Source organism: Novilysobacter selenitireducens (genome assembly GCF_020026895.1).
Lineage (GTDB): Bacteria > Pseudomonadota > Gammaproteobacteria > Xanthomonadales > Xanthomonadaceae > Lysobacter_C > Lysobacter_C selenitireducens.
Map to the genome: position 1 here is coordinate 44,847 of NZ_JAINZW010000004.1, position 24,268 is coordinate 69,114.

General features: G+C 69.7%; 24 protein-coding genes and 1 tRNA gene. 14 read left to right on the top strand and 11 right to left on the bottom strand.

Translation table 11 applies throughout. From position 1 onward, the window contains the following. Positions 1-25 precede the first annotated feature (25 nt). Positions 26-442: a nucleoside diphosphate kinase regulator gene (gene rnk / locus K6753_RS09335; RefSeq protein ID WP_223676191.1), complete on the bottom strand. Its 417-nt coding sequence runs from the start codon at positions 440-442 to the stop codon at positions 26-28. A gap of 334 nt (positions 443-776) precedes the next feature. Between rnk and K6753_RS09340 the strand changes: the two genes are divergently transcribed. The 12 genes from K6753_RS09340 (at position 777) to rnr (ending at position 12,286) form a co-directional block, all read left to right on the top strand. Further along, positions 777-1,349: a sigma-70 family RNA polymerase sigma factor gene (locus K6753_RS09340; protein ID WP_223676192.1), complete on the top strand. Its 573-nt coding sequence runs from the start codon at positions 777-779 to the stop codon at positions 1,347-1,349. 2 nt (positions 1,350-1,351) lie between these two features. Then, positions 1,352-2,128: an anti-sigma factor gene (locus K6753_RS09345; RefSeq protein ID WP_223676193.1), complete on the top strand. Its 777-nt coding sequence runs from the start codon at positions 1,352-1,354 to the stop codon at positions 2,126-2,128. An 88-nt stretch (positions 2,129-2,216) separates the two neighbouring features. Beyond that, entirely contained in the window at positions 2,217-3,242 is a 1,026-nt protein-coding gene (locus tag K6753_RS09350; protein WP_255591609.1) for an acyl-CoA desaturase, read from the top strand. A 3-nt stretch (positions 3,243-3,245) separates the two neighbouring features. Further along, positions 3,246-4,544: an NAD(P)/FAD-dependent oxidoreductase gene (locus K6753_RS09355; RefSeq protein WP_223676194.1), complete on the top strand. Its 1,299-nt coding sequence runs from the start codon at positions 3,246-3,248 to the stop codon at positions 4,542-4,544. Beyond that, the gene (locus tag K6753_RS09360) at positions 4,541-5,314 is read left to right on the top strand and encodes a DUF1365 domain-containing protein (RefSeq protein ID WP_223676195.1); all 774 of its coding nucleotides are present in this window, start codon (positions 4,541-4,543) and stop codon (positions 5,312-5,314) included. Before K6753_RS09355 ends, K6753_RS09360 begins: the two co-directional genes overlap by 4 nt. Next, positions 5,311-6,639: an SAM-dependent methyltransferase gene (locus K6753_RS09365; protein ID WP_223676196.1), complete on the top strand. Its 1,329-nt coding sequence runs from the start codon at positions 5,311-5,313 to the stop codon at positions 6,637-6,639. Before K6753_RS09360 ends, K6753_RS09365 begins: the two co-directional genes overlap by 4 nt. Beyond that, positions 6,636-7,205, top strand: a complete 570-nt coding sequence (locus K6753_RS09370) for a DUF2878 domain-containing protein (protein ID WP_223676197.1) — start codon at positions 6,636-6,638, stop codon at positions 7,203-7,205. The genes K6753_RS09365 and K6753_RS09370 overlap by 4 nt, the downstream gene beginning before the upstream one ends. Positions 7,206-7,216: 11 nt before the next feature. Next, positions 7,217-8,014 carry a DUF1295 domain-containing protein gene (locus K6753_RS09375; RefSeq protein WP_425492110.1) on the top strand — a complete coding sequence of 266 codons (798 nt, stop codon included), beginning with the start codon at positions 7,217-7,219 and terminating at the stop codon, positions 8,012-8,014. A 5-nt stretch (positions 8,015-8,019) separates the two neighbouring features. Further along, a complete protein-coding gene (locus K6753_RS09380; RefSeq protein ID WP_425492111.1) occupies positions 8,020-9,090 on the top strand; it encodes an SAM-dependent methyltransferase in 1,071 nt (356 codons plus the stop codon). Between the two features lie 124 nt (positions 9,091-9,214). Then, positions 9,215-9,301 (top strand) — tRNA-Leu (locus K6753_RS09385). A gap of 129 nt (positions 9,302-9,430) precedes the next feature. Next, positions 9,431-9,703 (top strand): hypothetical protein, encoded by a 273-nt coding sequence (locus K6753_RS09390; protein ID WP_223676200.1) that lies wholly within the window; start codon positions 9,431-9,433, stop codon positions 9,701-9,703. A 129-nt stretch (positions 9,704-9,832) separates the two neighbouring features. Next, positions 9,833-12,286, top strand: a complete 2,454-nt coding sequence (rnr, locus tag K6753_RS09395; RefSeq protein ID WP_223676201.1) for a ribonuclease R — start codon at positions 9,833-9,835, stop codon at positions 12,284-12,286. Between the two features lie 80 nt (positions 12,287-12,366). On the opposite strand, the gene K6753_RS09400 is transcribed toward rnr, so the two are convergent. Further along, positions 12,367-14,631 carry a TonB-dependent receptor gene (locus K6753_RS09400; protein WP_223676202.1) on the bottom strand — a complete coding sequence of 755 codons (2,265 nt, stop codon included), beginning with the start codon at positions 14,629-14,631 and terminating at the stop codon, positions 12,367-12,369. A gap of 180 nt (positions 14,632-14,811) precedes the next feature. Here K6753_RS09400 and rlmB point away from each other — a divergent pair, with 180 nt between their 5' ends. Together rlmB and sugE are read left to right on the top strand one after the other, a co-directional pair. After that, positions 14,812-15,564, top strand: a complete 753-nt coding sequence (gene rlmB, locus K6753_RS09405) for a 23S rRNA (guanosine(2251)-2'-O)-methyltransferase RlmB (protein ID WP_223676203.1) — start codon at positions 14,812-14,814, stop codon at positions 15,562-15,564. Between the two features lie 287 nt (positions 15,565-15,851). Further along, entirely contained in the window at positions 15,852-16,169 is a 318-nt protein-coding gene (sugE, locus tag K6753_RS09410) for a quaternary ammonium compound efflux SMR transporter SugE (protein WP_223676204.1), read from the top strand. 10 nt (positions 16,170-16,179) lie between these two features. Here sugE and rnt read toward each other — a convergent pair whose 3' ends face one another. The 9 genes from rnt to pstS form a co-directional block, all read right to left on the bottom strand. Continuing rightward, the gene (gene rnt, locus K6753_RS09415) at positions 16,180-16,797 is read right to left on the bottom strand and encodes a ribonuclease T (protein WP_223676464.1); all 618 of its coding nucleotides are present in this window, start codon (positions 16,795-16,797) and stop codon (positions 16,180-16,182) included. Positions 16,798-16,910: 113 nt separating this feature from the next. Continuing rightward, positions 16,911-17,690: an HvfC family RiPP maturation protein gene (locus K6753_RS09420; RefSeq protein WP_223676205.1), complete on the bottom strand. Its 780-nt coding sequence runs from the start codon at positions 17,688-17,690 to the stop codon at positions 16,911-16,913. Next, positions 17,677-18,567: an HvfB family MNIO-type RiPP peptide maturase gene (locus K6753_RS09425; RefSeq protein ID WP_223676206.1), complete on the bottom strand. Its 891-nt coding sequence runs from the start codon at positions 18,565-18,567 to the stop codon at positions 17,677-17,679. The genes K6753_RS09420 and K6753_RS09425 overlap by 14 nt, the downstream gene beginning before the upstream one ends. Before the next feature lie 25 nt (positions 18,568-18,592). Continuing rightward, positions 18,593-18,988 carry an HvfA family oxazolone/thioamide-modified RiPP metallophore gene (locus K6753_RS09430; protein ID WP_223676207.1) on the bottom strand — a complete coding sequence of 132 codons (396 nt, stop codon included), beginning with the start codon at positions 18,986-18,988 and terminating at the stop codon, positions 18,593-18,595. Positions 18,989-19,204: 216 nt separating this feature from the next. Then, positions 19,205-19,912 carry a phosphate signaling complex protein PhoU gene (gene phoU / locus K6753_RS09435; RefSeq protein WP_223676208.1) on the bottom strand — a complete coding sequence of 236 codons (708 nt, stop codon included), beginning with the start codon at positions 19,910-19,912 and terminating at the stop codon, positions 19,205-19,207. A gap of 147 nt (positions 19,913-20,059) precedes the next feature. After that, positions 20,060-20,872 carry a phosphate ABC transporter ATP-binding protein PstB gene (pstB, locus tag K6753_RS09440; protein WP_223676209.1) on the bottom strand — a complete coding sequence of 271 codons (813 nt, stop codon included), beginning with the start codon at positions 20,870-20,872 and terminating at the stop codon, positions 20,060-20,062. A 70-nt stretch (positions 20,873-20,942) separates the two neighbouring features. After that, positions 20,943-21,800, bottom strand: coding sequence for a phosphate ABC transporter permease PstA (pstA, locus tag K6753_RS09445; protein WP_223676210.1), 858 nt, complete (start codon positions 21,798-21,800; stop codon positions 20,943-20,945). Then, the gene (gene pstC, locus K6753_RS09450) at positions 21,800-22,771 is read right to left on the bottom strand and encodes a phosphate ABC transporter permease subunit PstC (RefSeq protein WP_223676211.1); all 972 of its coding nucleotides are present in this window, start codon (positions 22,769-22,771) and stop codon (positions 21,800-21,802) included. The genes pstA and pstC overlap by 1 nt, the downstream gene beginning before the upstream one ends. Before the next feature lie 82 nt (positions 22,772-22,853). Further along, on the bottom strand, positions 22,854-23,948 hold the full coding sequence (gene pstS / locus K6753_RS09455) for a phosphate ABC transporter substrate-binding protein PstS (protein ID WP_223676212.1): 1,095 nt from the start codon (positions 23,946-23,948) through the stop codon (positions 22,854-22,856). Positions 23,949-24,268: the final 320 nt, after the last annotated feature.

Below are 24,268 nucleotides of genomic sequence, written 5' to 3' on the forward strand. Positions count from 1 at the left end.
TGATTCTAGCGACGGGGGCGGGGGCTCAGCGGTGCAGGTCGCCGGCGGCTTCAGGCTGGTAGGCGATCGAGAGCGCGCGCAGTCGTACGTTGCGGCCGCTGGGGAGCGGCCATTCGATGGTGTCGCCGATGCGCAGGCCCAGCAGCGCACTGCCCACCGGGGCCAGTATCGAGACACGCCCGGCGCTGCCGTCCGCCTCGCGCGGGTAGACCAGCGTCATCTCATGCTCGGTGCCATCGGCCTCGTCCTTGAAGCGGGCCGTGGAGTTCATCGTGATCACGTCCGGCGGCATGTCGGCCGGTTCGCGGACCTCGGCGCGGTCCAGCTCGGCCTGCAGCCCGGTGGTGTCCACGCCGGCGGGCAGGGGGGCCTCCAGCAGTGCTTCGATCCGGTCGAAATCCAGGCGCGAAACCACGAGGGACGGCAACGGGGCGGCAGGCATGGCATGACTCCAAAGGCCAAAAAAGTAAACGGGCGACACGCAGAGGCGTCGCCCGGTCGGTGGGTGCAGCGACGTTAGCCCCGATACCACGTCGCTTCAAGCGCTCCATACCGGCGGCGACCTTCCGGGCCGCCGCCTGAATCCGGGCATCGGGCCCGGGCGTATCTGGCTTGACCTCCAGGTGAAGGATTCGCGCGTGTCGTACCTGTGCATCGAGTTGCCAGCGGGCCTGCCGGCGCGCACGCCCCGCCGCGCGACGCATCGGGCCACCGCGGCGCGCCGGTCTTGGCTACACTCGCCGGCGATCAGCAATGGAACCGGGGCCAGGACGGGAATGGGCGAGACTCAGGCAGTGCAGGGCACCACCACCGCGGACCTGGCGCAGGCGCTGGCCGCCGTTGCCGGCGGCGACCGCGGCGCGTTCGAGCGGGTCTACACCGCGACCTCGGCCAAGCTGTTCGGCGTGTGCCTGCGGGTGCTGCCGGACCGCGACGAGGCCGAGGACGTGTTGCAGGAGGTCTACGCCACCGTCTGGCGCAAGGCCGGCCAGTTCGATGCCAGCCGCGCCAGCCCGATCACCTGGCTGGCCATGATCGCCCGCAACAAGGCCATCGACCGCCTGCGCGCCACGCCCGCCGCCGCCCGCACCGCCCCCATCGAGCTGGCCGAAACCGTGGCCGACCCGACCGCCTCGCCGGTGTCGGAGGCCGAGGCCGCCGTCGAGAACGCGCGCTTGGGGCACTGCATGGAGCAGCTCGAAGCGCGCCGCCGCTCGCTGATCCGCACTGCGTTCTTCGAAGGCGCCACCTATGAAGAGCTGGCGCGCCGCATCGGCTCGCCGATCGGTTCGGTCAAGAGCTGGATCCGGCGCGGCCTGATGCAGCTGCGCGCGTGCCTGGAGCAATGAACATGCACGAGCGCGATTTCGAACAGTTCGACCAGGACCCGCCGGGCGACGACCTGCAGGCGGCCGAGTACGTGCTGGGCGTACAGCCGGCCGACGAGCGCCGCCGCAGCGAGGCGCGGATCGCAGCCGAGCCCGCGTTTGCCGACCTCGTCACCGCGTGGGAGCAGCGGTTCGCCGCGTTGATCGCCGAGATCGCACCGGTGCCGGTGCCCGCGCACCTGTGGCCACGCCTGCGCACCCGTCTGGGCTGGCTGGCCGTGGAAGGTGCCCGCGCGCCGCTGACGCAGCGCGTGTCGTTCTGGCGTGGGGCTACGGCCGCCGCCCTGGCGACCGCCGCCGTGCTGGCGGTCGTCGCCGTGTTGCGCCCGATGCCGGAACCCGCCCCGGTCGCGCCGCCCGTCGTGGTCGCGCCGGAGCCGGTCGAACCGCCGACCGAGCAGCCAAAGCCCGTGGTCGTGCTCGCGCGCGACGACGGCCAGACCGGCTGGCTGGCTGCGGTCGACGCCGGCGCAGGCGCCGTCACGATGACGCCGGTGCCGTCGCCTGCCGATCCTGGCGGCCGCGTCGGTGAGCTGTGGCTGATCCCCGAAGGCGGCGCGCCGCTGTCGCTGGGCTTCGTGTCCAACGAACGGGCGCACACGGTGGACGTGCCCGACGCGATGCGCGCGCACCTGGCGGTCGGTTCGACGCTGGCAATCACGCTGGAGCCGGAGGCCGGCATGCCGCATGCCACGCCGAGCGGCCCGGTGGTCGCGCAGGGCAGCATCCAGACGATCTGAGGTACGCGCTGCCCTCGTGCAGCGCCGAAGTCACCGGATGCAGGCATCGGCCTGCATCCGGATGAACGGCCGGTCCGTATGTGCAGGCATGGACTTGCCTGCAGCCCCGCCGAACCCCGCGACAGACGCCGACGCCGAAACGTCCTCCGGCGCTGGATTCGTGGCGTACACGCCGCCCGCCGCGCCGGTCACGCCGCCGACCGGCGTGCTTGCGCGCATCCGCGCCTGGTTCGATACCAGCGGCGAAGTCGATGACGGTCCGGATGCCGACCGTGTCGATTGGTTGCGCGCCGTGCCCTTCATCGGTCTGCACCTGGCGTGCCTGGCGGTGTTCTGGGTCGGCGTGTCACCGGTCGCCGTCGCCGTGGCGGTGGCGCTGTACGCGGTGCGGATGTTCGCGCTGACCGGCTTCTACCATCGCTACTTCTCGCACCGGACCTTCCGCACCTCGCGCGCGATGCAGTTCGTGTTCGCACTGATCGGCGCGTCCAGCGTGCAGCGCGGACCGCTGTGGTGGGCCGCCCACCACCGCAACCACCACCGTCACACCGAAACCGAACTCGATCCCCATTCGCCGACGGTGCATGGCTTCTGGCGCAGCCACGTGTTGTGGTTCCTGACGCCGCGCGGCTTCCGCACGCACTGGGAGCGCATCCCGGACCTTGCCGCCTACCCCGAGCTGCGCTGGCTGGACCGCTACGACACGCTGGTGCCGGTGCTGCTGGCGGGCGCGCTTTACGGGCTGGGCGCACTGCTGGAGTCCACGGCGCCGCAACTGGGCACCAGCGGCGGGCAGATGCTGGTCTGGGGCTTCTTCGTGTCGACCGTGGTGCTGTTCCACGCCACGGTCACCATCAACTCGCTGTCGCATGTCTACGGCTCGCGCCGGTTCGACACCCGGGACGACAGCCGCAACAACCTGTGGCTGGCGCTGATCACCTTCGGCGAGGGTTGGCACAACAACCACCACTTTTTCCCGGGCACGGCGCGGCAGGGCTTCCGCTGGTGGGAGATCGACCTGACCTGGTACGGCCTGCGCGCGTTGGCGGCCGTCGGCCTGGTGCGCGACCTCAAGCCGATCCCGGAGTGGGTACTGGCCAAGGCGAGGGCCTGAGCGATGCGCATCGCAGTCATCGGCAGCGGTATCGCCGGCCTGGCATCGGCGTGGCTGCTGTCGCGCCAGCACGACGTCACCCTGTTCGAGGCCGAGCCGCGGCTGGGCGGTCACACGCACACTCATGACGTTGAGCTGCATGGACGCGGGTACCGGGTGGACACGGGCTTCATCGTGTTCAACCCGGCGCACTACCCGCTGCTCAATCGGCTGTTCGCCGAACTCGGAGTGGCCTCGCAGCCCACCACCATGAGCTTCTCGGTGCGCAACGAGGCGAGCGGGCTGGAGTACAACGCCACCGACCTGGACGGCCTGTTCTGCCAGCGGCGCAACCTGGTGTCCCCGCGGTTCTGGGGGATGCTGCTGGACCTGCGCCGGTTCTACCGCGATGCACCCGCGCTTCTGAAGGGCGATGGCCCGGGCCCCGGCCTCGGCGACTACCTGCGCGAGCACCGCTACGGCGCGGCCTTCCGCGACGAGCACCTGGTGCCCATGGCCTCGGCGCTGTGGTCGTCCTCGAGCGACGACATCCTGTCGTTTCCGGCGCGCTACCTGGTGCAGTTCATGGCGAACCACCAGATGCTGCAGGTATCGGGACGGCCGCAATGGCGCGTGGTGAGCGGTGGTTCCTCGAGCTACATCGAGGCGATGCGTACCACGTGGCGCGTGCACGAGCGCATCGCCTGCCCGGTGCACGCCCTGCGCCGTGATGCCGACGGGGTGGAGGTCGAGTCGATCATCGGCCGCGAGCGCTTCGACCACGCCGTGCTGGCCTGCCACAGCGACCAGGCACTGCACCTGCTGGCCGATGCCGACCCGCGCGAACGCGACATCCTGGGTGCGATGCGCTACCAGGCCAACGACACCGTGCTGCATACCGATGCACGCCTGCTGCCGCGCAACCGCAAGGCGTGGGCCGCATGGAACGCGCTGCTGCCGCGCAAGGGCAGCGATGCCTGCACCGTCAGCTACTGCATGAACCTGCTGCAAAGCATCGACGCGCCCGAGCCGCTGGTGGTCACGCTCAATCGCACCGATGCCATCGACCCGACCCGCGTGCTGCGGCGCATGGAGTACCACCACCCGCTGTACTCGCACGCATCGGTCGCCGCGCAGGCGCGCAAGGCGGAGATCCAGGGGCACCGCCGCACGTGGTTCGCCGGCGCGTACTGGGGCTGGGGCTTCCATGAGGACGGCATGCGCAGCGCGGTCGAAGTGGCGCGCGCACTGGGCGTGGTGTGGGACGGTGCCGCGCCTGCCGATCCAGCCGCGCGCGTTGCGCCCGAGCCGGTGGCTGCATGACGGCGCCCGTTGCCAGCGCCGTCTACGAAGGACGGGTACGGCATCGCCGGCGCGCGCCGCACGCGCACGCCTTCACCTACGGCATGGCGCAGCTGTACATCGACCTGGCCGAGCTGGACACGCTGTTCGATCGCCACCGGCTGTGGTCGGTCGGGCGCCGCAACCTGGGCGAGTTCCGCCGCAGCGACTACCTGGGGCCGCCGGAGCTGCCGCTGGACGAGGCGGTGCGCCAGCGCGTCCAGGACGCGATCGGCCGGCGTCCGGCCGGGCCCGTGCGCTTGCTGGCGCACCTGCGCTACTTCGGCCACGTCTTCAACCCGGTCAGCTTCTACTACTGCTTCAACGCCGACGGCATCCGCCTGGACTGCATCGTCGCGGAGATCACCAACACGCCGTGGAAGGAGCGCCACGCCTACGTGCTGCCGGTCGAGGACGCCACGCCGCGCGGGCGCGCGCTGGAATGGCGCTTCCCCAAGGCGTTCCACGTCTCGCCCTTCATGCCGATGGCTCGCGACTACGCGTGGCGCTTCACCCTTCCCGGTGATGACCTGCACGTCCACATGGACGTGATCGCGGACGGGCGCGACGAATTCGACGCCACCTTGGCGCTGCAGCGGCGTCCGCTCGACAGGGCGGGACTGGCACGCGTGCTGTGGGGCTTTCCGCTGATGACGCTGCAGGTCGTGGGCGCCATCCACTGGCACGCGCTGCGCCTTTGGATGAAAGGCAACCCCGTGCATGACCATCCGAAACTCCGGGAGTCCCGATGAACGAACGTGTCCGTGACGATGCCGCACCCTCCATCGCCGCGCCGGGGGCGCTGGACCGGTGGCTGCGCGGGCAGCTGCTGTCGAAGATGGATGCCTTGCGCGGCGGCCGGTTGACGCTGGTCGACCCGCTGGGCGAGGCGGTGCTGGGCGAGGCCGACGACGGCGCGCTGCAGGTGCGCATCCACGTCCGCGACCTGCGCTTCTACCGCGCGGTGGCCGCCAACGGCAGTGTCGGCGCGGGCGAAGCCTTCATCCAGGGGTGGTGGCAGTGCGATGACGGCGGGGGCGCGGCGGGCGACGGGCTGGTGCGCCTGGTGCGCCTGCTGGTGCGCAACCGCGACCTGCTCGACGGCATGGAGTCCGGGCCGGCGCGACTGGGCGGCTGGGCGATGCGCGCCTGGCACCGGCTGCGGCGCAACACCCGCGACGGCAGCCGGCGCAACATCGCCGCGCACTACGACCTGGGCAACGAGCTGTTCTCGCTGTTCCTGTCGCCCGACCTCATGTACTCGTCGGCGGTGTGGGCCGGGGATGCCGACACCGGCGCAGGCGACACGCTGGAGGCGGCATCGACCCGCAAGCTCGACCGCATCTGCCACAAACTCGACCTCAAGCCCGGCGATCGCGTGGTGGAGATCGGCACCGGCTGGGGCGGGTTCGCGCTGCATGCCGCGCGCCAGTACGGCTGCCACGTCACCACCACCACGATCTCGCGCGAGCAGCACGCGCTGGCGTCGCAACGCGTGGCCGAAGCCGGTCTGCAGGACCGCGTCACGCTGCTGTTGGAGGACTACCGCGACCTGACCGGCCGCTACGACAAGCTGGTGTCGATCGAGATGATCGAGGCGATCGGCGCCGATTACCTGGACACGTATTTCGGCAAGCTGGGCGATCTGCTCGAGCCCGACGGCCTGGCGCTGGTGCAGGCCATCACCATCGAGGACCATCGCTACGACCAGGCGCTGGCGTCGGTCGACTTCATCAAGCGCTACGTTTTCCCCGGCAGTTTCATCCCGTCGATCCACGCGATGCTGACGGCCAAGACCCGCGCCAGCGACCTGGCGCTGACGCACCTGGAGGATTTCGGCGGCTCGTACGCCCTGACGCTGCAGGCGTGGCGGAACCGCTTCATGGCACGGCTCCCGGAGGTTCGCGCGCAGGGATTCGACGAGCGCTTCATCCGGATGTGGCTGTTCTACCTGGCGTACTGCGAAGGCGGCTTCCGCGAGCGCTCCATCGGCGTTGCCCACCTGCTGCTGGCCAAGCCCGGCAACCGGCGGCCGTCGCTGCTTCCGCCGTTGCCGGCGATGGGAGTGGAGGCATGAACAACGACACGCGCGCCGGTCTCGTCGGCAACGTGCTGGGCAACCAGGCAGTGTGGCTGTGCGCGGTGGCCGGTGCGGGGCGTGGAGTGGCCTGGCCCGCGGTCGTCGCCGCGCTGCTGTACTGCGCGTGGCAGCTGCGGATGTCGACGACGCGGGCGATCGACCTCCGGCTGCTGGCTGTCGCGCTCGTGCTGGGCTGCGTGGTCGACGGCGGGCTGGCCGCAGCCGGTTGGCTGGACTACGCCGCGCCATGGCCGGCGACGGATTTCGCGCCGGCATGGATCCTCGCGTTGTGGGCGGCGTTCGCGATGCTGCCCATGCACGCGCTGGCATGGTTGCGGCACCGGCCGCGGGCCGCGTTCGCGTTCGGTGCCATCGGTGGCCCGTTGGCGTACCTGGGCGCGGCGCGTGGATTCGATGCGGTGGCCGTGACCGGGCCGGCAACACTGACGTGGATGGTCCTCGCGCTGGCCTGGGGCGCGGCGTTTGCATTGTTGATGCAGGTGGCGGGGCGCGCGTCCGCTCCGGCACCGCAGCCGGTCGCAAGGGAGGGTGTGCCGACATGAGCGCGTTTGGACTGATTGGACTGGCATGGGCCGCCGCCGCACTCGCGATGACGGCCGGCTGGCAGTGGCAGCGACGCCGCGACAATGCCGGCATCGTCGACGTCATCTGGGCGGCGGGCGTCGGCGGCAGCGCGGCGCTGTACGGCCTGCTGGGCGATGGCGCGACGTGGCCGCGCGTGACGCTCGCGCTGCTCGGCAGCCTGTGGGGCCTGCGCTTGGCGCGGCACCTGTGGGTGCGCGTGCGCGGAGAGGACGAGGACGGCCGCTACCGGCACCTGCGCACCCATTGGCACGGCCACCAGGGGAAGTTCTTCCTGTTCTTCCAGGCGCAGGCGCTGCTCATCGTGCTGTTCTCGCTGCCGTTCCTCGCCGTGGCGCGTAATCCGGTGGAGGGGTTCACCGGGTGGTGGCTTGCGGGCGTGGCGATCTGGATCGGCAGCGTGGCGGGCGAGGGCATCGCCGACCACCAGCTGGCGCGTTTCCGCGCCGACCCCGCGAACCGCGGCAGGACCTGCCGCGCCGGGCTGTGGCGGTACTCGCGGCACCCCAACTACTTTTTCGAATGGACCCACTGGTTCGCCTACGTGTGCCTGGCGGTCGGCTCGCCCATCGCGTGGCTGGCGTGGGCCGGACCGGTGGTGATGTACGTCTTCCTGCGCTGGATCAGCGGCATCCCCTACACCGAGGCGCAGGCGCTGCGCACGCGCGGCGATGACTACCGCGAGTACCAGCGAACCACGCCCATGTTGATCCCGTGGTCCCCGAAGGCCGGCCGCCACGCCCCCGACACGACAGAGGATTCCGAATGAATGCCATGGTCGATTCAGAACTGCCGCACGACCGCCCCGGCCCCGGCCTGCTCGGCCTGGCCGAGCGCGGCCACGTGCCCGACGCGCTGCTGCGCATGGGCATCCGGCGCATGTGCGAGCAGCGCCTGCGCGAGGAGTCCGAGGGTGGGCTGGAAGCCCAGGCCGAGCGTTTCGCGCGCCGCATCGAGTCGCTGCGCACCAGCCCCGTCGCCATCCACACCGATGCCGCCAACGCGCAGCACTACGAGCTGCCGCCGGCGTTCTTCCAGCATTGCCTGGGCAAGCGGCTGAAGTACTCGAGCTGCTACTACCCGACCGGCAACGAGACGCTGGACCAGGCCGAGGACGCGATGCTCAAGCTGTATGGCGAGCGCGCAGGGCTGCGCGACGGCCAGTCGATCCTCGAGCTGGGTTGCGGCTGGGGGTCGCTGACGCTGTGGATGGCCGAGCGCTATCCGAACGCCACCATCACCACGGTGTCCAACTCCGCCCTGCAGCGCGAGCACATCCTGGCGCAGTGCCGGCAACGCGCGCTGTTCAACGTCCAGGTGATCACCTGCGACGTCAACACGCTGGAGCTGGAGGGCGGGCGGTTCGACCGCTGCGTGTCGATCGAGATGTTCGAGCACATGCGCAATTACGAAACCCTGCTGGGCCGGATCGCCGGCTGGCTCAAGCCCGGTGGCGCGCTGTTCGTGCACATCTTCATGCACAGGACGCTGATGTATCCGTTCGAGACCGAAGGCGAGGACAACTGGATGGGCCGGCACTTCTTCACCGGCGGGCTGATGCCGGCGGCGGACACGCTGCCGTGGTTCCAGCGCGACCTGCGCATCGACAGGCGCTGGGTGGTCGACGGCACCCATTACCAGCGCACGGCCAACCAGTGGCTGCAGCGCCAGGACAACCAGCGCGGGGCCGTCATGGCGGTGTTGCGCGAGGCGTACGGCGAGGCCGGCGCGGCGCTGTGGTTCCAGCGCTGGCGGATGTTCTGGATGGCCTGCGCGGAGATGTTCGGCCTGCGCGGCGGGCAGGAGTGGGGCGTGGGGCACTACCGGTTCGTGCGGCCGGAGTGACGTCGAGGCGACCTCGGGACCACCTCGGGGCGACCGTTGGCGCGGGGCCTGCATATTGGTGTTGACAACCCTATCGCCGCAACGCAACATACGCGGCCCGCACAGCCGCAAGCCGTGCGGGTTTGCCCAGGTGGCGGAATTGGTAGACGCACTAGCTTCAGGTGCTAGCGGGGGCAACTCCGTGGAGGTTCGAGTCCTCTCCTGGGCACCATATCCAACGAAAAACCCCCGCTCACGCGGGGGTTTTTCGTTTCAGTCCCGGCCACTTTGCCGACGCGGTCCACCCGCGTGGCAGGGTCGGGGATTCACGCGGCTTGAAGGACCCCGTCGCGACACTGGCATGGAGCATGCATCCGGGCCGGGGATGACCGAACGCGAGCGCAGGAAAACCAATGGCAGCGCACCTGACACCGCCGCGCTGCGTGCCGGGCTGACACCCGCGCAGCTCAAGACCCTGGCGACCATGGAGCAGTTCCGCTGGTCGTTGCGGTTCGTCCGCAGGCCGCTCTTCCAGGACCCGGTCCCGGTGCTTTTCGCACCCGACGGCCGGTATGTCGTGCTCAACGGCGACGGCACGATCGACGAAACCCCGACGCTCAAGCTGCGCGACTGACGCCGCTGCGGATACGGACGTGCCAGTGGGCGGCGTGCGGGTCCCGTTGCCGTGCTCGGGCAGTACCCGCCGAAGATCAGAAGTGCTGGCCAAGACGCCGTCTTGATGGGGCTGTGCGACCATGCCCGGATGACCAAGAAAACCCCCAGCAAGTCGTCCCGGCGCTCGTCCGGCGGTCCCGCAGGCAAGGCCGGCAAAGGTGCGTCGCCATCGCGCGGCGGCCATCGGAAGGGTGGCGCGCCGGGCACCGGCAAAGGCCCTGCGAAGAAGGCGCCGGGCTGGTTGCCCGAGCCGCCGCCGCGCGGCACCCGCAAGCCCTCCCTGGCGCCGGTCCACGGCAAGGACGGCCTGCATGACCCGTACGCCGAGCGCGAAGCCGCGCGCTACGAGCAGCCCATCGCCAGCCGGGAAATGATCCTGGGCATGCTGTCGGCCGCCGAAGGCCCGATGGAGGCCGACGCGCTGGCCGCGAAGCTGGCGCTGACCGACCCCGAACGTTTCGATGCATTGAGCGCACGCCTGCGCGCGATGGTGCGCGACGGCCAGCTGCTGCAGAACCGCCGCGGCGCGTTCGTGCCGGCCGCGCAGGCCGACCTGATCCCGGGCAGCGTGATCGCCAACCCCGACGGCTTCGGCTTCCTGCGCCCGGATGCGGGCACGGGCGACGACCTGTTCCTGCCGCCGGCAGAGATGCGCAAGGTGATGCACGGCGACCGCGTGCTGGCCAGCGTCACCGGCGTGGACCGCCGCGGCCGCCGCGAGGGCGCGATCGTCGAAGTACTCGAACGGCGCCTCAACCGGATGATCGGCCGTTTCGTCCTCGAGGACGGCGTGAGCTACGTCGAGCCCGACGACCGCCGCATCCAGCGCAATATCCTGATCCCGCCGGAGGCGCGCGGCGAGGCGCAGGCCGGGCAGCTGGTGGTGTGCGAGATCACGCGCGCGCCCGACGGCCGCCGCCCGCCGATGGGCCGCATCCTCACCGTGCTGGGGGAGCGCCTGACCGCCTCGCTGGCGGTGCAGGCGGCCATCCACGGCCACGACATTCCGCACGAGTTCCCGCAGCCGGTGCTCGACCAGGCCGCGGCCGTGCCGCTGGAAGTGCAGCCGGCCGACACCAAGGGCCGGGTGGACATCCGCGACCTGCCGCTGGTCACCATCGACGGCGAGGACGCCAAGGACTTCGACGACGCCGTCTACTGCGAGCCCAACCACGACGGCTTCCGCCTGGTGGTCGCCATCGCCGACGTCTCCCATTACGTGCGGCCCGGCACCCCGCTGGACGACGAGGCCACGCGCCGCGCGACCTCGGTCTACTTCCCCGGCTTCGTCGTGCCCATGCTGCCGGAGACGCTGTCCAACGGCATCTGCTCGCTCAAGCCCAAGGTCGACCGCCTGTGCTTCGTCTGCGACATGCAGATCGACCGCAAGGGCGAGGTCACCTCGTCGAAGTTCTACGAGGCGGTGATGCACTCGCACGCGCGCCTGACCTACACGCAGGTCTGGCACGCGGTGGGCGACGACGCCAGCGACGAGGCGCGCGAGGATGCGCTCGGCCGCATCGGCAGCCTGCTGCCGCAGGTGCAGCGTCTCCACCAGCTCTTCCAGGTCTTGGCCAAGGCACGCGCCAAGCGCGGTGCCATCGAGTTCGAGTCCAGCGAAGTGCGCTTCGTGCTGGGGCCCAAGGGTGAGGTCACCCAGGCCGGCATGATCCAGCGCAACGACGCGCACAAGCTGATCGAGGAATGCATGATCGCCGCCAACGTGCAGGCGGCGCTGTTCCTGATCGACGCCGAGGTGCCGGCGCCGTACCGCATCCACGACCGCCCGCCGGAGCAGAAGTACGCCGACCTGCTGGAGTTCCTCAAGGAGTTCAAGCTGCGCATGCCGCCGTGGCCGAAGGTGCAGCCGCGCGACTTCACCCAGCTGCTCAGGACCATCCGCGAGCGCCCCGATGCCGCGCTGCTGGAGTCGGTCCTGCTGCGCAGCCAGAGCCTGGCGGTGTACCAGCCCGAGAACGTCGGCCACTTCGGCCTGGCACTGGAGGCATACGCGCACTTCACCTCGCCGATCCGCCGTTACCCGGACCTGCTGGTGCACCGCGCGATCAAGCACGCGCTGTCGGGCGTCAAGCCGGAGAAGTTCAAGTACTCGCCCAGCGCGATGGCGCAGCTGGCACTGCAGTGTTCGGAGCGTTCGCGCCGGGCGGAAGAGGCCGAGCGCGAGGTCGACGAGCGCTACCGCGCGGCGTGGATGGAACAGCACGTCGGCGGCGAGTTCGACGGCGTCATCAGCGGCGTGACCAGCTTCGGGTTGTTCATCGAGCTGGACAACTCCAAGGTCAACGGCCTGGTGCACGTCACTCAGCTGCCCAACGACTACTACCACTTCGACCCGATCCGGAAGACGCTCACCGGCGAACGCACCGGACGCGAGTTCCGCCTCGGCAACCGGGTGTCGATCATCGTGATGAAGGCCTCGGTGGAGGAGCGCAAGATCGACTTCAAGCTGGCCGAGAGTCGCGATGCCAAGGCGCCGCCGCCGCGCGGCCAGCCGGCCAGGCGGTCGAAGAAGCCCTACTGACTCCCCGGCGCCAACGCGTGCCGGGTCCGCAAGAGAAAAACGGCGCTTTCGCGCCGTTCTTCATGACCCTGTGCCAGCCGTCAGAAGCGCGCGCTGAACTGCACGCCCCAGGTTCGCGGTTCGTTGAGGAACCCGGTGAGGTTGTTGAAGTCGATGGCGCCGACCACGCGCTCGGTGCCGGTGATGTTGCGGCCGAACAGCGCCACCTCGCGGTCGCCGTCCTGCCAGTTGTAGCCCAGGCGCAGGCCGCCTTCGAGCAGCGAGCGGCCGGTGAACTCGACCGACTCGTACAGGAAGAAGTTGACCTCGCTGCGGTACGCCCAGTCGGTGAACACGAACGCCTCGCCGTCGCCCAGCGGCAGGCCGTAGCGCGCGGTCATGTTGTAGACGTGGCGCGGTGCCTGCGGAAGCGAGTTGCCGTCGATCAGTACCGCGCCCGGGCGCGCCGGGTCGGCCGGGTCGCTGACAGTGCACACCGCGCACTGGAACACGCTGAGGTCGCCGTCCTGGATCTCGGTGTCGTTGTAGCTCGCGCCCAGCGTCACCAGCAGGCTGTCGGTCAGCCAGGCCTCCAGGTCGAGTTCGGCACCTTGCCCGACGCTCTTGTCGGCGTTGACCAGGCGCGCGACGTTGGCATCGCCGCCCACCGCGGTGAGCTGCTGGTCGTCCACCGTGTAGTGGTACAGCGCGAAGCCGAGCCGCAGGCGGTTGTCCCACAGCTGGGTCTTGATGCCGGCTTCCACCGACAGCACCGTTTCGGTGTCGGCGACGGTCACCAGCTCGTCCGCCGGCAGCGTGGCGTCGGCGAACATCAGTCGGCCCTGCACGCTGGGCGCGCGGAAGCCCTTGGCGACGCGCGTGTAGACGTTGGTCGCATCGCTGACGGCGTAGACGGCGCTCAGGTCCCAGCTGACGTCGTCGTCGCTGGGGCGCACCGTAATCGGCGCGATCGGCGGGCCGAACGGGCCGGTCACGCGCTCGGCGGTGAAGGTCTTCTCGTCGTCGGTGTAGCGCAGGCCGCCGCGCAGCGTCAGCGCATCGGTCAGGTCGAAGTCGCCCGAGGCGTACACCGCCCATGCCGTGTTGTCCTGGCGCTGGGTGGCGTAACCGTTCTCCGCGCCGCCGAAGCCGTCGTAAGAGAAGCTGTCGACGTCGATGGATTCGTCGAACCAGAACGCGCCGACCTGCCAGTCGAAGCGGCCCCACTCATTCGACGCCAGGCGCAGCTCCTGGCTGAGCTGGCGGTGGTCCGGCAGGCCGTCGGCGGATTCGGCGGGGAAGAGGGCCTCGCCCGGCTCGTCCGGTGGGAAGGTGTAGACCGAGCCGCCGTCGATGTCGCCTCGGCTGTAGGCCTCGACGCTCTCGTAGCCGCTGATGGAGTACAGCGACGTACGGCCGAAGTCCCAGCGCATGCGCAGGTTGCCGCCGAACTGGTCGAGTTCCTGCTCGTTGCGCCCGTCGAGAGACACGAACTCGCGGCGGTGGGCGGGTTCGAGGTTGTTGCTGCCGGCTTCGATGATGCTGGCGCGGAACAGCCGCGCGGTGCCGTCCAGCTTGCGCGCGTGCACGTTGGCCAGCGCCTCGAACGTCTCGCTGGGCTGGACCAGCAGCTGCGCCCGCACCGCGGACTCGCGGTAACCCTCCAGGTCCTCGCCTTCGCCGTTGCGGACGTTGTCGACGTAGTCGTCGCGGCGCTGGTGCAGGGCCGAGACGCGCGCGGAGACGCCGTCGGCGACCGGGCCGGTCACCGCGCCCTCGGCGTTGATCGTGTTGAAGCGGCCCCACGACAGGCGGCCGTAGCCACCGAACACGTCCTCGGGCCGGGCCGAGTCGAACTTGATCACGCCGGCCGGCGAGTTGCGGCCGAACAGCGTGCCCTGCGGGCCGCGTGCCATCTCGACCTGGGCCATGTCGAACATCGGGAAGCCCTTGAGGATCGGGTTTTCCTGCACGACATCGTCGTAGACCAGCGATACCGGCTGGGAGGCGTTGAGATCGAAATCGGTATTGCCCAGCCCGCGCACGTAGAAGCGCGGGAACGCGCGGCCGAACGAGGATTCGATGTTCAGGCTCGGCAGGCGGCCCGACAGCAGGCGGATGTCCTCGCCGCCGGAGGTCAGCACGTCCAGCTTCTCGCCACTGATCGCGGTGATCGCCATCGGCACGTCCTGCACGTTCTCGACCCGGCGCTGCGCCGTGACCTGCACCGCGTCGAGCGTGGTGGCGGAAGGCGCGTCGGTGTCGGCGTCCTGGCCGGTGGTTTGCGCGGAAGCGGCCATTGGCAGCGCGGCGGCGACGGCGAGGGCAAGCAGGCACTGCACAGGCACGTGGGACAGGCCCGACATGACGGACTCCAGCATGGGATTTGGGGCGCGAATGGTGCCCCAAGGCCTGTCACGCAACAACAGGTAAAGACGTGCTAGGCAGGCGCCCGGCCGCGGGCCCGCATTCAGCGCGGCCGGAGCGTGCCCCGCAGGGGCGGCGGTGCGACAATCGCCGCCCGTTCCCAGCCCCCCGCACCCCGAATGAGCCAGAAACAGTGGATCGCCGGCATCAACGCCGTCGCCGCCGCCATCGAACACGATGCCGGCAACGTGCGCGAGGTGATGATCGAGGCCGGGGCGAAGAACCCGCGGCTGGTGGAGATCGAGGAGAACGCGCGCCGCCGCGACATCGACGTGCGCCGTGTCGCGACCCAGGCACTGGATGGCGTGACCGGCAACCTGCGCCACCAGGGCGTGGTCGCGCGCTACGCCGCAGCGAAAACCTTCGGCGAGGGCGACCTGCAGGGCCTGGTCGAGGCCGCGGAAGGTCGCGCATTGCTGCTGGTGCTCGACGGCGTGCAGGACCCGCACAACCTCGGCGCCTGCCTGCGCAGCGCGGCGGCCGCGGGCGCAACCGCGGTGGTCATCCCCAAGGACAAGTCGGTGCAGGTCAACGCCACCGTGCGCAAGACGTCCGCGGGCGCCGCCGACACGGTGCCGGTGGTGTCGGTCACCAACCTGGCGCGCACCATGCGCGAGCTGCAGAAGCTGGGCGTGTGGCTGTACGGCCTGGCCGGCGAGGCGGACGCATCGCTGTATTCGGTGGACCTGCGCGGCAACGTCGGCCTGGTGCTGGGTGGCGAGGCAGACGGCCTGCGCCGCCTGACCCGCGAGAACTGCGATGGCCTGGTGTCGATCCCGATGCCGGGTGTCGGCGCGGGGGTGGAAAGCCTCAACGTATCGGTGGCCGCCGGCGTGACGCTGTTCGAAGCGGTGCGCCAGCGGCAGTCATAACCTGCAGGCGCATCCCCTGTAGGAGCGGCTTCAGCCGCGATGTCTTCCCGGGCTTCCTGTAGGAGCGACGTAAGTCGCGACCAGAAAAACGGTGGGGTGACGCGGTCGCGACTTACGTCGCTCCTACAAACGGGCTTCGGGGGATTGCGATCGCGGCTGAAGCCGCTCCTACAAGGGCTTGCGGAATCAGGGGTACGCCTGAAGCCGCCTCTGCAGCACCGCCGACGGGACGACCCGCCGGCCATCCCGTCATCGGGGACGACCCCGAACCTGTCAGGAGTCCTGCCATGTCCTGGATCATCCTCGTGCTCGCCGGCCTGTTCGAAGTCGGTTGGGCGATCGGCCTGAAATACACCGAAGGCTTCACCCGGCTCTGGCCGACGGTCGGCACGGTGGCGGCCATGGTGGTCAGCCTCGGGCTGCTCGGCATCGCGATGAAATCGCTGCCGGTGGGCACCGCCTACGCGATCTGGGTCGGGGTGGGTGCGGTCGGCACCGTGATCCTGGGCATCGTGCTGTTCGACGAGCCGGTCAATGCGCTGCGCATCGGCAGCGTAATGTTGATCGTCGCGGGGCTGGTCGGGTTGAAGCTGGCGACGCCGTAGCGCTGCGCGATCAGCGCCCGGAGCTGCCCTGGGGCTGTGCGGGCCCTGCCTGCCAGCCGTTGACGATGCGGCAGAACAGCTCCGCGGTGCGTTCGGCGTCGTAGACGGCCGAGTGCGCCTCGTCCGCGTTCCATTCCAGGCCGGCGGCGGCGACCGCGCGGGCCAGCACGGTCTGCCCGAGGGCAACGCCGGCCAGCGTCACCGTGTCGAACACGCTGAAGGGGTGGAACGGGTTGCGCTTGTGGCCGCAACGGATCACCGCGGCGTTGAGGAAGTTCAGGTCGAAGTGCGCGTTATGGCCCACCAGGATCGCGCGCTGGCAGCCATGCTTCTTGACCGCGGCGCGCACCGGCGCGAACACGTGCTCCAGCGCGGCGCGTTCGGGCTTGGCAAAGCGGAACGGGTGGTCCAGGCGGATGCCGGTGACCTCCAGCGACTTGGGGTCGATCTCCGTGCCCGGCGCCGGGTCCAGGTGGGCGCACGCGGTTTCGCCCAGCACCAGCTGGCCGGCGTCGTCCAGGTCCAGCGGCACGCAGGCGATTTCCAGCAGGGCGTGGCGGTTCCAGTCGAAGCCGCCGGTCTCCACGTCCACCACCACCGGCAGGTAGCCGCGGAAACGGCCGGCCATGGGCGACGGCGACGACTTGGTGGCCGGCTGCGGGGCGGCGGCCGGTGCGGGCGTGGGGACGGGCATCGGGAAAGCCTAGCAGACCGGGGTGCCGCGGCCGCTGGCGAGACGCCTCAGGCGAGGTCGGGCGGAGCGGTGTGGATGACACCCGACGCCTGCATCTGCCGCAACAGTGCAGCGCCCTGGGCGAGGAAGCCGTCGCGGTCAGCAGCCTGCGCCTCGTCGGCCAGGGCCAGGAGGTGGTCGCGGCCGCTCAACGCGGGTTCGGCGCCGATCCGCTCCAACAGGCGCCACGCCAGCGGGCTGAGTTCGGAGAAGCGCACGGTGCCGTCCGGCTCGCGTCGAAGCAGCAGCAGCGTGGGCTGGGGCGGCGGCTCGTCGGGCTGGAAGCCGGGCCCGATGCGGTGCACCGGCCAGCGGTAGGCCAGCGGCCATGCCAGCGGCGACACCGTGAGCGGATCATCGAGCAGGGATGCGCCGTCGTCCGGCGGGTTCGTGATGGCGGGTGCTCTCGCCTCATGGATCTGCAGCGCCAGCTCGACCCATTCGTAATGCGCCAGTTCCGGCAGGAATGCGGGCGTGATGCCGGGCGTCGCTTCGAGGTAGCGCAGGAATTCCCGCGGCACCTCCGGGAACAACGGGGTCTGGCAGCGGTGGTCCCGGTAGAACGCACGGACCAGCGTCGTCCATCCGTCCTCGCCGAGCAGTTTGCGGATGACCGGGAAATTGCCGGCCAGCAGCGAGGCGAGGTTGTTGAATAGCAGGTCGCGGTAGACCTGCAGGCGGCGGTCCTCGATGCCGCCCGGGGCGGGCTGGCCATTGGGATCGCGCAGGTGCCGGGTCAGCCGCAGTTGCTGGTCGCGCAGCGTCGCCGGTACGTCAGCGGGCGGCATGCGTGGCGGTCTGCGTGGACTTTGCTTCGGCCTGCAGGCGGCGCACGGTCTGCAATTCCGCCACCAGGTCCGCGTACGGCGGGAAGTTGAAGTCGCGCTCCAGCAGCGTGGGGCGCGTGCCGAAGCGGTCATAGGCCGCGGCGAGCAGGTCCCACACCGCGTCCTTCACCGGCGCGCCATGGGTGTCGATCTTGAGGTCGTCGGCCTCGTCGAAATGGCCGGCCACGTGGTAGCTGGCGACGCGCTCGCCCGGCAGGCCGGCCATGAAGGCGGCGGCGTCGTAGCCGTGGTTGATCGAATTGACGTAGACGTTGTTGACGTCCAGCAGCAGGTCGCAGTCGGCTTCGGCCAGCACCGCGTTGGTGAACTCCAGCTCGGACATCGGCGACGCGGCGTCACCCAACGGGTGCACCGCGTAATAGGAGACGTTCTCCACCGCGATGCGGCGACCGACGATGTCCTGCGTCTGCCGGATGCGCGCGGCGACGTGGCGCACCGCGTCCTCGGTGAAGGGGATCGGCAGCAGGTCGTAGAGCTGGCCGTCGTCGGCGCTGTAGCTCAGGTGCTCGCTGTAGAGCGCCACGCGGTGGCGGTCCAGGAACCGGCGTACGCGCGCCAAAAAGGTTTCATCCAGCGGCGCGAAGCCGCCCAGCGACAGCGACAGCCCGTGGCAGGTGAGCGGGTGGCGGGCGGACAGGTCGTCGAGCGCCTCGCCGATCGCCCCACCGACGCCGATCCAGTTCTCGGGCGCGCACTCGAGGAAATCGAAATCACGCGTCGGCGTGTCGTGCGAGGGCGCGCCGCGCAACGGGCCCAGCAGGGCCCGTCGCAAGCCGAGCCCGGCCGCGTTCGGTAGCGGGGTGCGCAGACCGCTCACGGCCGGGTCGTAGCGGTACGTCGGATTACATCGAGCCGCCGCACTTGCCCTCGCCACACTTGCCTTCCATGTCGGCCTTCGCATCGCCCTTGCCGGCGTGCGCGGCGTCCAACTCGGCGGCGTCGATCATGCCGTCGCTGTTGGCGTCGTACTTGGCGAAGCGGTCGGCCTTGCCTTCGTGGGCGGCGGCGAACTCGGCCTGCGAGATGCTGCCGTTGCCGTCGGTGTCCATGGCATCCATCGTGTGGCCACCGCACTTGCCTTCGCCGCACTTGCCCTCGGCGTCCTTCTGCGCACCGGCTTCCTGGGCGCCGAGCAGGTAGCCGCCGGCCAGGTCGTTCATGGCGAAGGCGGAGGCCGACAGCGCGAGGCCACCGAGCAGGGCGGCGGTCAGGGCGACGGGCTTGTTGTTGTTGGACATGGGTGCTTCCTCGTGATGGGTGGAGTCGGTGGTCAGGCACCGCGCCCGGTATTAGACACCCGGCCGCCCGAACCGCTCGTTAGCAAAGTGTTAGCGCGGAACCGCGTTCAGCGATGCCGGGCCTGGACAGGTTCGTGCGGCAGCGGCATGCGGATGCAGGCAAAGAAAAGGCGGACCGTTACCGGCCCGCCCTTCGTAGTTCGGGTGCCCCGGGGCTCAGGGCGCCACGGTGTTGCTCTCGTCGCGCTTGTCGCGCGGCGGCAGCTGCTCCTCGCCCTTGACCAGGAACCACACGTTCTCGGCGATGTTGGTGGCGTGGTCGCCGACGCGCTCGATGTTCTTGGCCATGAACAGCAGGTGCGTGCAGGGCGTGATCGCGCGCGCGTCTTCCATCATGTAGGTCAGCAGCTCGCGGAACAGCGCGGTGTAGGCAGTGTCGATCTCGGCATCGCGGTCGCGGATGCGCTGGGCGGCCTCGACGTCGCTGTCGCGGTAGGCGGTCAGTACATCGCGCAGCTGCTGCACGGCCAGGGTGCCGATCGCGTGCAGGCCGCTGACCTGCGGCAGCGGCGGGGCGAGGTTCAGCGCAGTGGAGCGCTTGGCGACGTTGGCGGCGTAGTCGCCGATGCGCTCGATGTCGGAGGCCACGCGGATGGCGGCCAGGATCTCGCGCAGGTCGCGCGCCATCGGCCCACGCAGCGCAAGCTTCATGACGTCGTGGCTGATCTCCTGCTCCAGCGCGTCCAGTGCGTCGTCGTTGGCAACGATGCGCTCGGCCGCCTTGTCGTCGCGGCGCTTGACCACGTCCAGCGCGGCTTCCAGCTGCGCGGCCGCCATCTCGCCCATGCGCAGGGTTTCGTTGAGCAGTCGCTTCTGCTCTTCGTCGTAGCTCTTGACGATGTGGTCGTGCATGTTGGTACCCATGTCGGTGTCCTGTTGTTCTGCTCCCTCCCCTGCGGGGCAGGGGAGGTTCGGGGTGTGGGTTCGGCGCGGGCGTGGCGTTCGGCCGCGCCCCCGGACCCTCATCCGCCCTGCGGGCACCTTCTCCCGGGGGGAGAAGGATTCAATCCGTCACCCGAACCGCCCGGTGATGTAGTCCTCGGTCTGCTGCTTGGACGGGTTGGAGAAGATGGTGCCGGTCTCGCCGTGCTCGATGAGGTCGCCCAGGTACATGAAGGCGGTGTAGTCCGAGACGCGCGCGGCCTGCTGCATGTTGTGGGTCACGATCGCGATCGTGTAGTCCTTCTTCAGCTCCTCGACCAGCTGCTCGATGCGGCTGGTGGAGATCGGGTCCAGCGCCGAGGTCGGCTCATCCAGCAGCAGCACGTCCGGCTTGAGCGCGACCGCGCGGGCGATGCACAGGCGCTGCTGCTGGCCGCCCGACAGGCCCAGCGCGCTCTGGCCCAGCTTGTCCTTGACCTCGTCCCACAGCGCGCCTTGGCGCAGCGCGTGTTCGACGCGGTCGTTCATGTCCGACTTCGACAGCTTCTCGTGGTGGCGGATGCCGTAGGCCACGTTCTCGAAGATCGTCATCGGGAACGGCACCGGCTTCTGGAACACCATGCCGACCTTGCTGCGCAGCCGGTTCATGGGGTACTTCGGGTCGAGGATGTTCTCGCCGTCCAGCAGCACCTCGCCGCTGGCGCGTAGCTTGGGGTACAGCGCGTAGATGCGGTTGAACACGCGCAGCAGCGTCGACTTGCCGCAGCCCGAGGGCCCGATCAGCGCGGTGACCTGCTTCTCGGGGATCTCCAGGTTGATCGAGTTCAACGCCTTGAAGTCGCCGTAGTGGAAGTCGAGGTTGCGCGCGGCGAGCTTGACCGGCGCGGCAGCCACCGGGGCGGCGCGATCGCGCGGTGCGAGGTTGAGGCGGGCGTCGTTCATGGCCGGGGTCCGGGAATCGTCGAGGCGGGGCGTTACGTGCGGTGCGGGGCGTGCGGGTGTCGCGGTCGCGTCAGTCATGGCTGATCCTCTTTCGCAGCACCAGCCAGCGTGCCAGCAGGCTGACCACCAGCACGAACAGGGTCAAGACCAGTGCGCCGGCCCAGGCCAGGTCCTGCCAGGTGCCGTAGGGGCTGCCGGCGAACTGGTACATCACCACCGGCACGCTGGCCATGGGGCCGGTGACGTCGGTGCTCCAGTACTGGTTGCCGAACGCGGTGAACAGCAGCGGCGCGGTTTCACCGGAGATGCGCGCCAGTGCCAGCAGCACGCCGGTGACGATGCCGGCCGACGCGCTGCGGTACAGCACCTGCACGATGACCTTCCACTGCGGAACGCCCAGGCTCAGCGCCGCCTCGCGCATCTGCGGCGGCACCAGGCGCAGCATCTCGTCGGTGGTGCGCACCACCACCGGCAGCACGATGAACGCCAGCGCGATGGCGCCGGCCACCGCCGAGAAGTTGCCGCCCGCGCGCATCACCACCAGCGTGTAGACGAAAAGGCCCAGCACGATCGACGGCGCCGACAGCAGGATGTCGTTGACGAAGCGCACCACGGTGCCCAGCTTGCGGGCGTGGCCGTACTCGGCCAGCCACGTGCCGGCGGCAATGCCAATGGGCGTGCCGATCAGGATCGCCATCAGGCACATCACCGCGCTGCCGAAGAAGGCGTTGCGCAGGCCGCCCTCGACCATCGGCGGCGGCGTGTCCTGCACGAACAGCTGCCAGTTGATGCCCGACAGGCCCTTGGAGACGAGCGTCCACAGGATCCAGCCGAGGAAGAACAGGCCCAGCAGCGCGGCGGCGCAGGCCAGCGTCACCGCCACGGTATTGGCGATGCTGCGGCGGCGGTAGAGGCGGTCGGCGGCCATCAGTTGCCCTCCTTGCGCGACAGTTGCGCCAGCATCAGGCGGGCAATGGCCAGCACCACGAAGGTGACGATGAACAGCACGAAGCCCAGTAGCAGCAGCGCGGAGCGGTAGGTCTCGGTCGCCTCGCCGAAGTCATTGGCGATCAGTGCCGCGATGGTCGTCCCCGGCTCCAGCAGCGAGGCGGTGAAGCGCGTTGAGTTGCCGATCACGAAGGCCACCGCCATCGTCTCGCCCAGCGCCCGGCCCAGGCCGAGGAACACGCCGCCGATGACGGCCGAGCGCGTGTAGGGCAGCACGATGTCCCAGCTGACCTCCCACTTGGTCGAGCCCAGCGCGTAGGCCGACTCCTTCAGGCGCGTCGGCACGGTCAGGAACACCTCGCGCATGACCGACGAAATGAACGGGATCACCATGATTGCCAGCACGATGCCGGCCGTCAGCATGCCGATGCCCAGCGGCGGGCCCTGGAACACCGGGCCGATCACCGGCCATGTGCCGAGGTTCTCGTTGAGCCAGGGCGTCACGTGCTCGGTCATCACCGGCACCAGCACGAACAGGCCCCACATGCCGTAGATGATCGACGGGATGCCGGCCAGCAGCTCGATGGCCGTGCCGACCGGCCCGCGCAGCCAGCGCGGCGCGACTTCGGTCAGGAAGAAGGCGATGCCGAAGCTGACCGGCACCGCGATCAGCATGGCGATGAGCGCGGTGACCACGGTGCCGAAGATCGGCACCAGCGCACCGTAGCGGTTCTCGACCGGGTTCCACTCGGTGCTGGTGAAGAACGACAGGCCCTGCGACGCGAGCACGTCGCGGCCGCCCCACAGCATCGACAGCGCCGCGCCGGCCAGCGCCACCATCACCAGCATGGCGGTGCCGGCCACGACATAGCGGAAGACCACGTCGTTGCGCGTGTCGCGCGTGTCTCTCGCGCTGGGGGCTGCAGCGTTGGGTAAGGCGGTGCTGGTCATCGCGTTCTCGTCGGGAACGGTGGAATGGCAATGCCCGGCGTGTGACGGCCGGGCATTGCGGTGCTACGGACCGATGGGGCGATCAGGACTTGAATTCAGCCGCCCAGTACGCCTCGACCTGCTGCACCAGCTCCGGCGGCAGCGGCACGTAGTGCAGCTCGCTGGCCTGGGCCTGGCCGCTTTCGAACGCCCACTTGAAGAACTCCATCGCGTCGGCGCTGCGCTTGGCGTCCTTGGGCTGCTTGTACATCAGGATGAAGTTGGTGGCCGTGATCGGCCAGGCGTCGGCGCCCGGCGCGTTGGTGATCACCAGGTTGAAGTCCTCCACGCTGCTCCAGTCGGCGGTGGCCGCGGCAGCCTGGAAGCTCTCGGCGCTGGGGTTGACCCAGTTGCCGGCGGCGTTCTGCAGCTGGACGTGCGCCATGCCGCTCTGCACGGCGTAGGCCAGCTCCACGTAACCGATCGAGCCGGGGATCTGCTGGACGTACGAGGCGACGCCCTCGTTGCCCTTGCCGCCCACGCCGCTCGGCCAGCTGACCGAGGTGCCTTCGCCGATGCCCGACTTCCACTCCGGGCTCACCTTGGACAGGTAGTTGGTGAAGTTGAAGGTCGTGCCCGAGCCGTCGGAACGGTGGACGATGTTGATCTTGGTCGACGGCAGGGTCACGCCCGGGTTGAGCGCGGCGATGGCCGGGTCGTTCCAGGTGGTGATCGCGCCGGAGAAGATGCGCGCCAGCGTGGCGCCGTCCAGGCGCAGCTGGCCCGGCTCGATGCCTTCGATGTTGACGACCGGCACCACGCCGCCGATGGCCGACGGGAACTGGCCCAGGCCGGCCTCGGCGAGCTCTTCGCTGGAGAGCGGCTTGTCCGACGACCCGAAGTCGACGGTGGCGGCCTTGATCTGAGCGATGCCGCCGCCCGAGCCGATCGACTGGTAGTTGACCTTGGCGCCGGTGGCGGCGTTGTAGTCGGCCGACCACTTGGAGATCAGCGGGAAGATGAAGGACGCACCGGCGCCCGAGATTTCCGCGGAGACGCGGTCGCCGGCAGCGGCGTCCTGTCCGGCGGGTGCGTTGCCAGCGTCGGCGGCAGGCGCGCCGTCGTTGCCGCCGCAGGCGGCCACGGCCAGGGCGATGGCCAGGGAGAGGAGGGCGGTACGGGCCGAGGAAACGGTCATCGAAGTGCTCCAGGGTGGTAGGCCGGCAGGACTGCCGGTGGGACCCGACCATGGAATGATGTTTTTGTTACATGCTTGTGACATGGGCTGCCACATTTGTGTCTTTTTCTGGAAACCCGAGCCCAGTCAAAGGCTTGGAGGCGCCGGAAAACAAAAAACGCGGGCCCGTGAAGGGCCCGCGCCGGGAACGACGAGGGAGAGAGGACTCGCGGTTCTATTGGGTGCCGGCTGTCCTGTGGCTGGCGCAGCGCCATTGGACACCCGGCGTGTGACAGCACGGCGCGGCGCGGATGTCACTCGCGTGACAGGGCGCCGGCCCG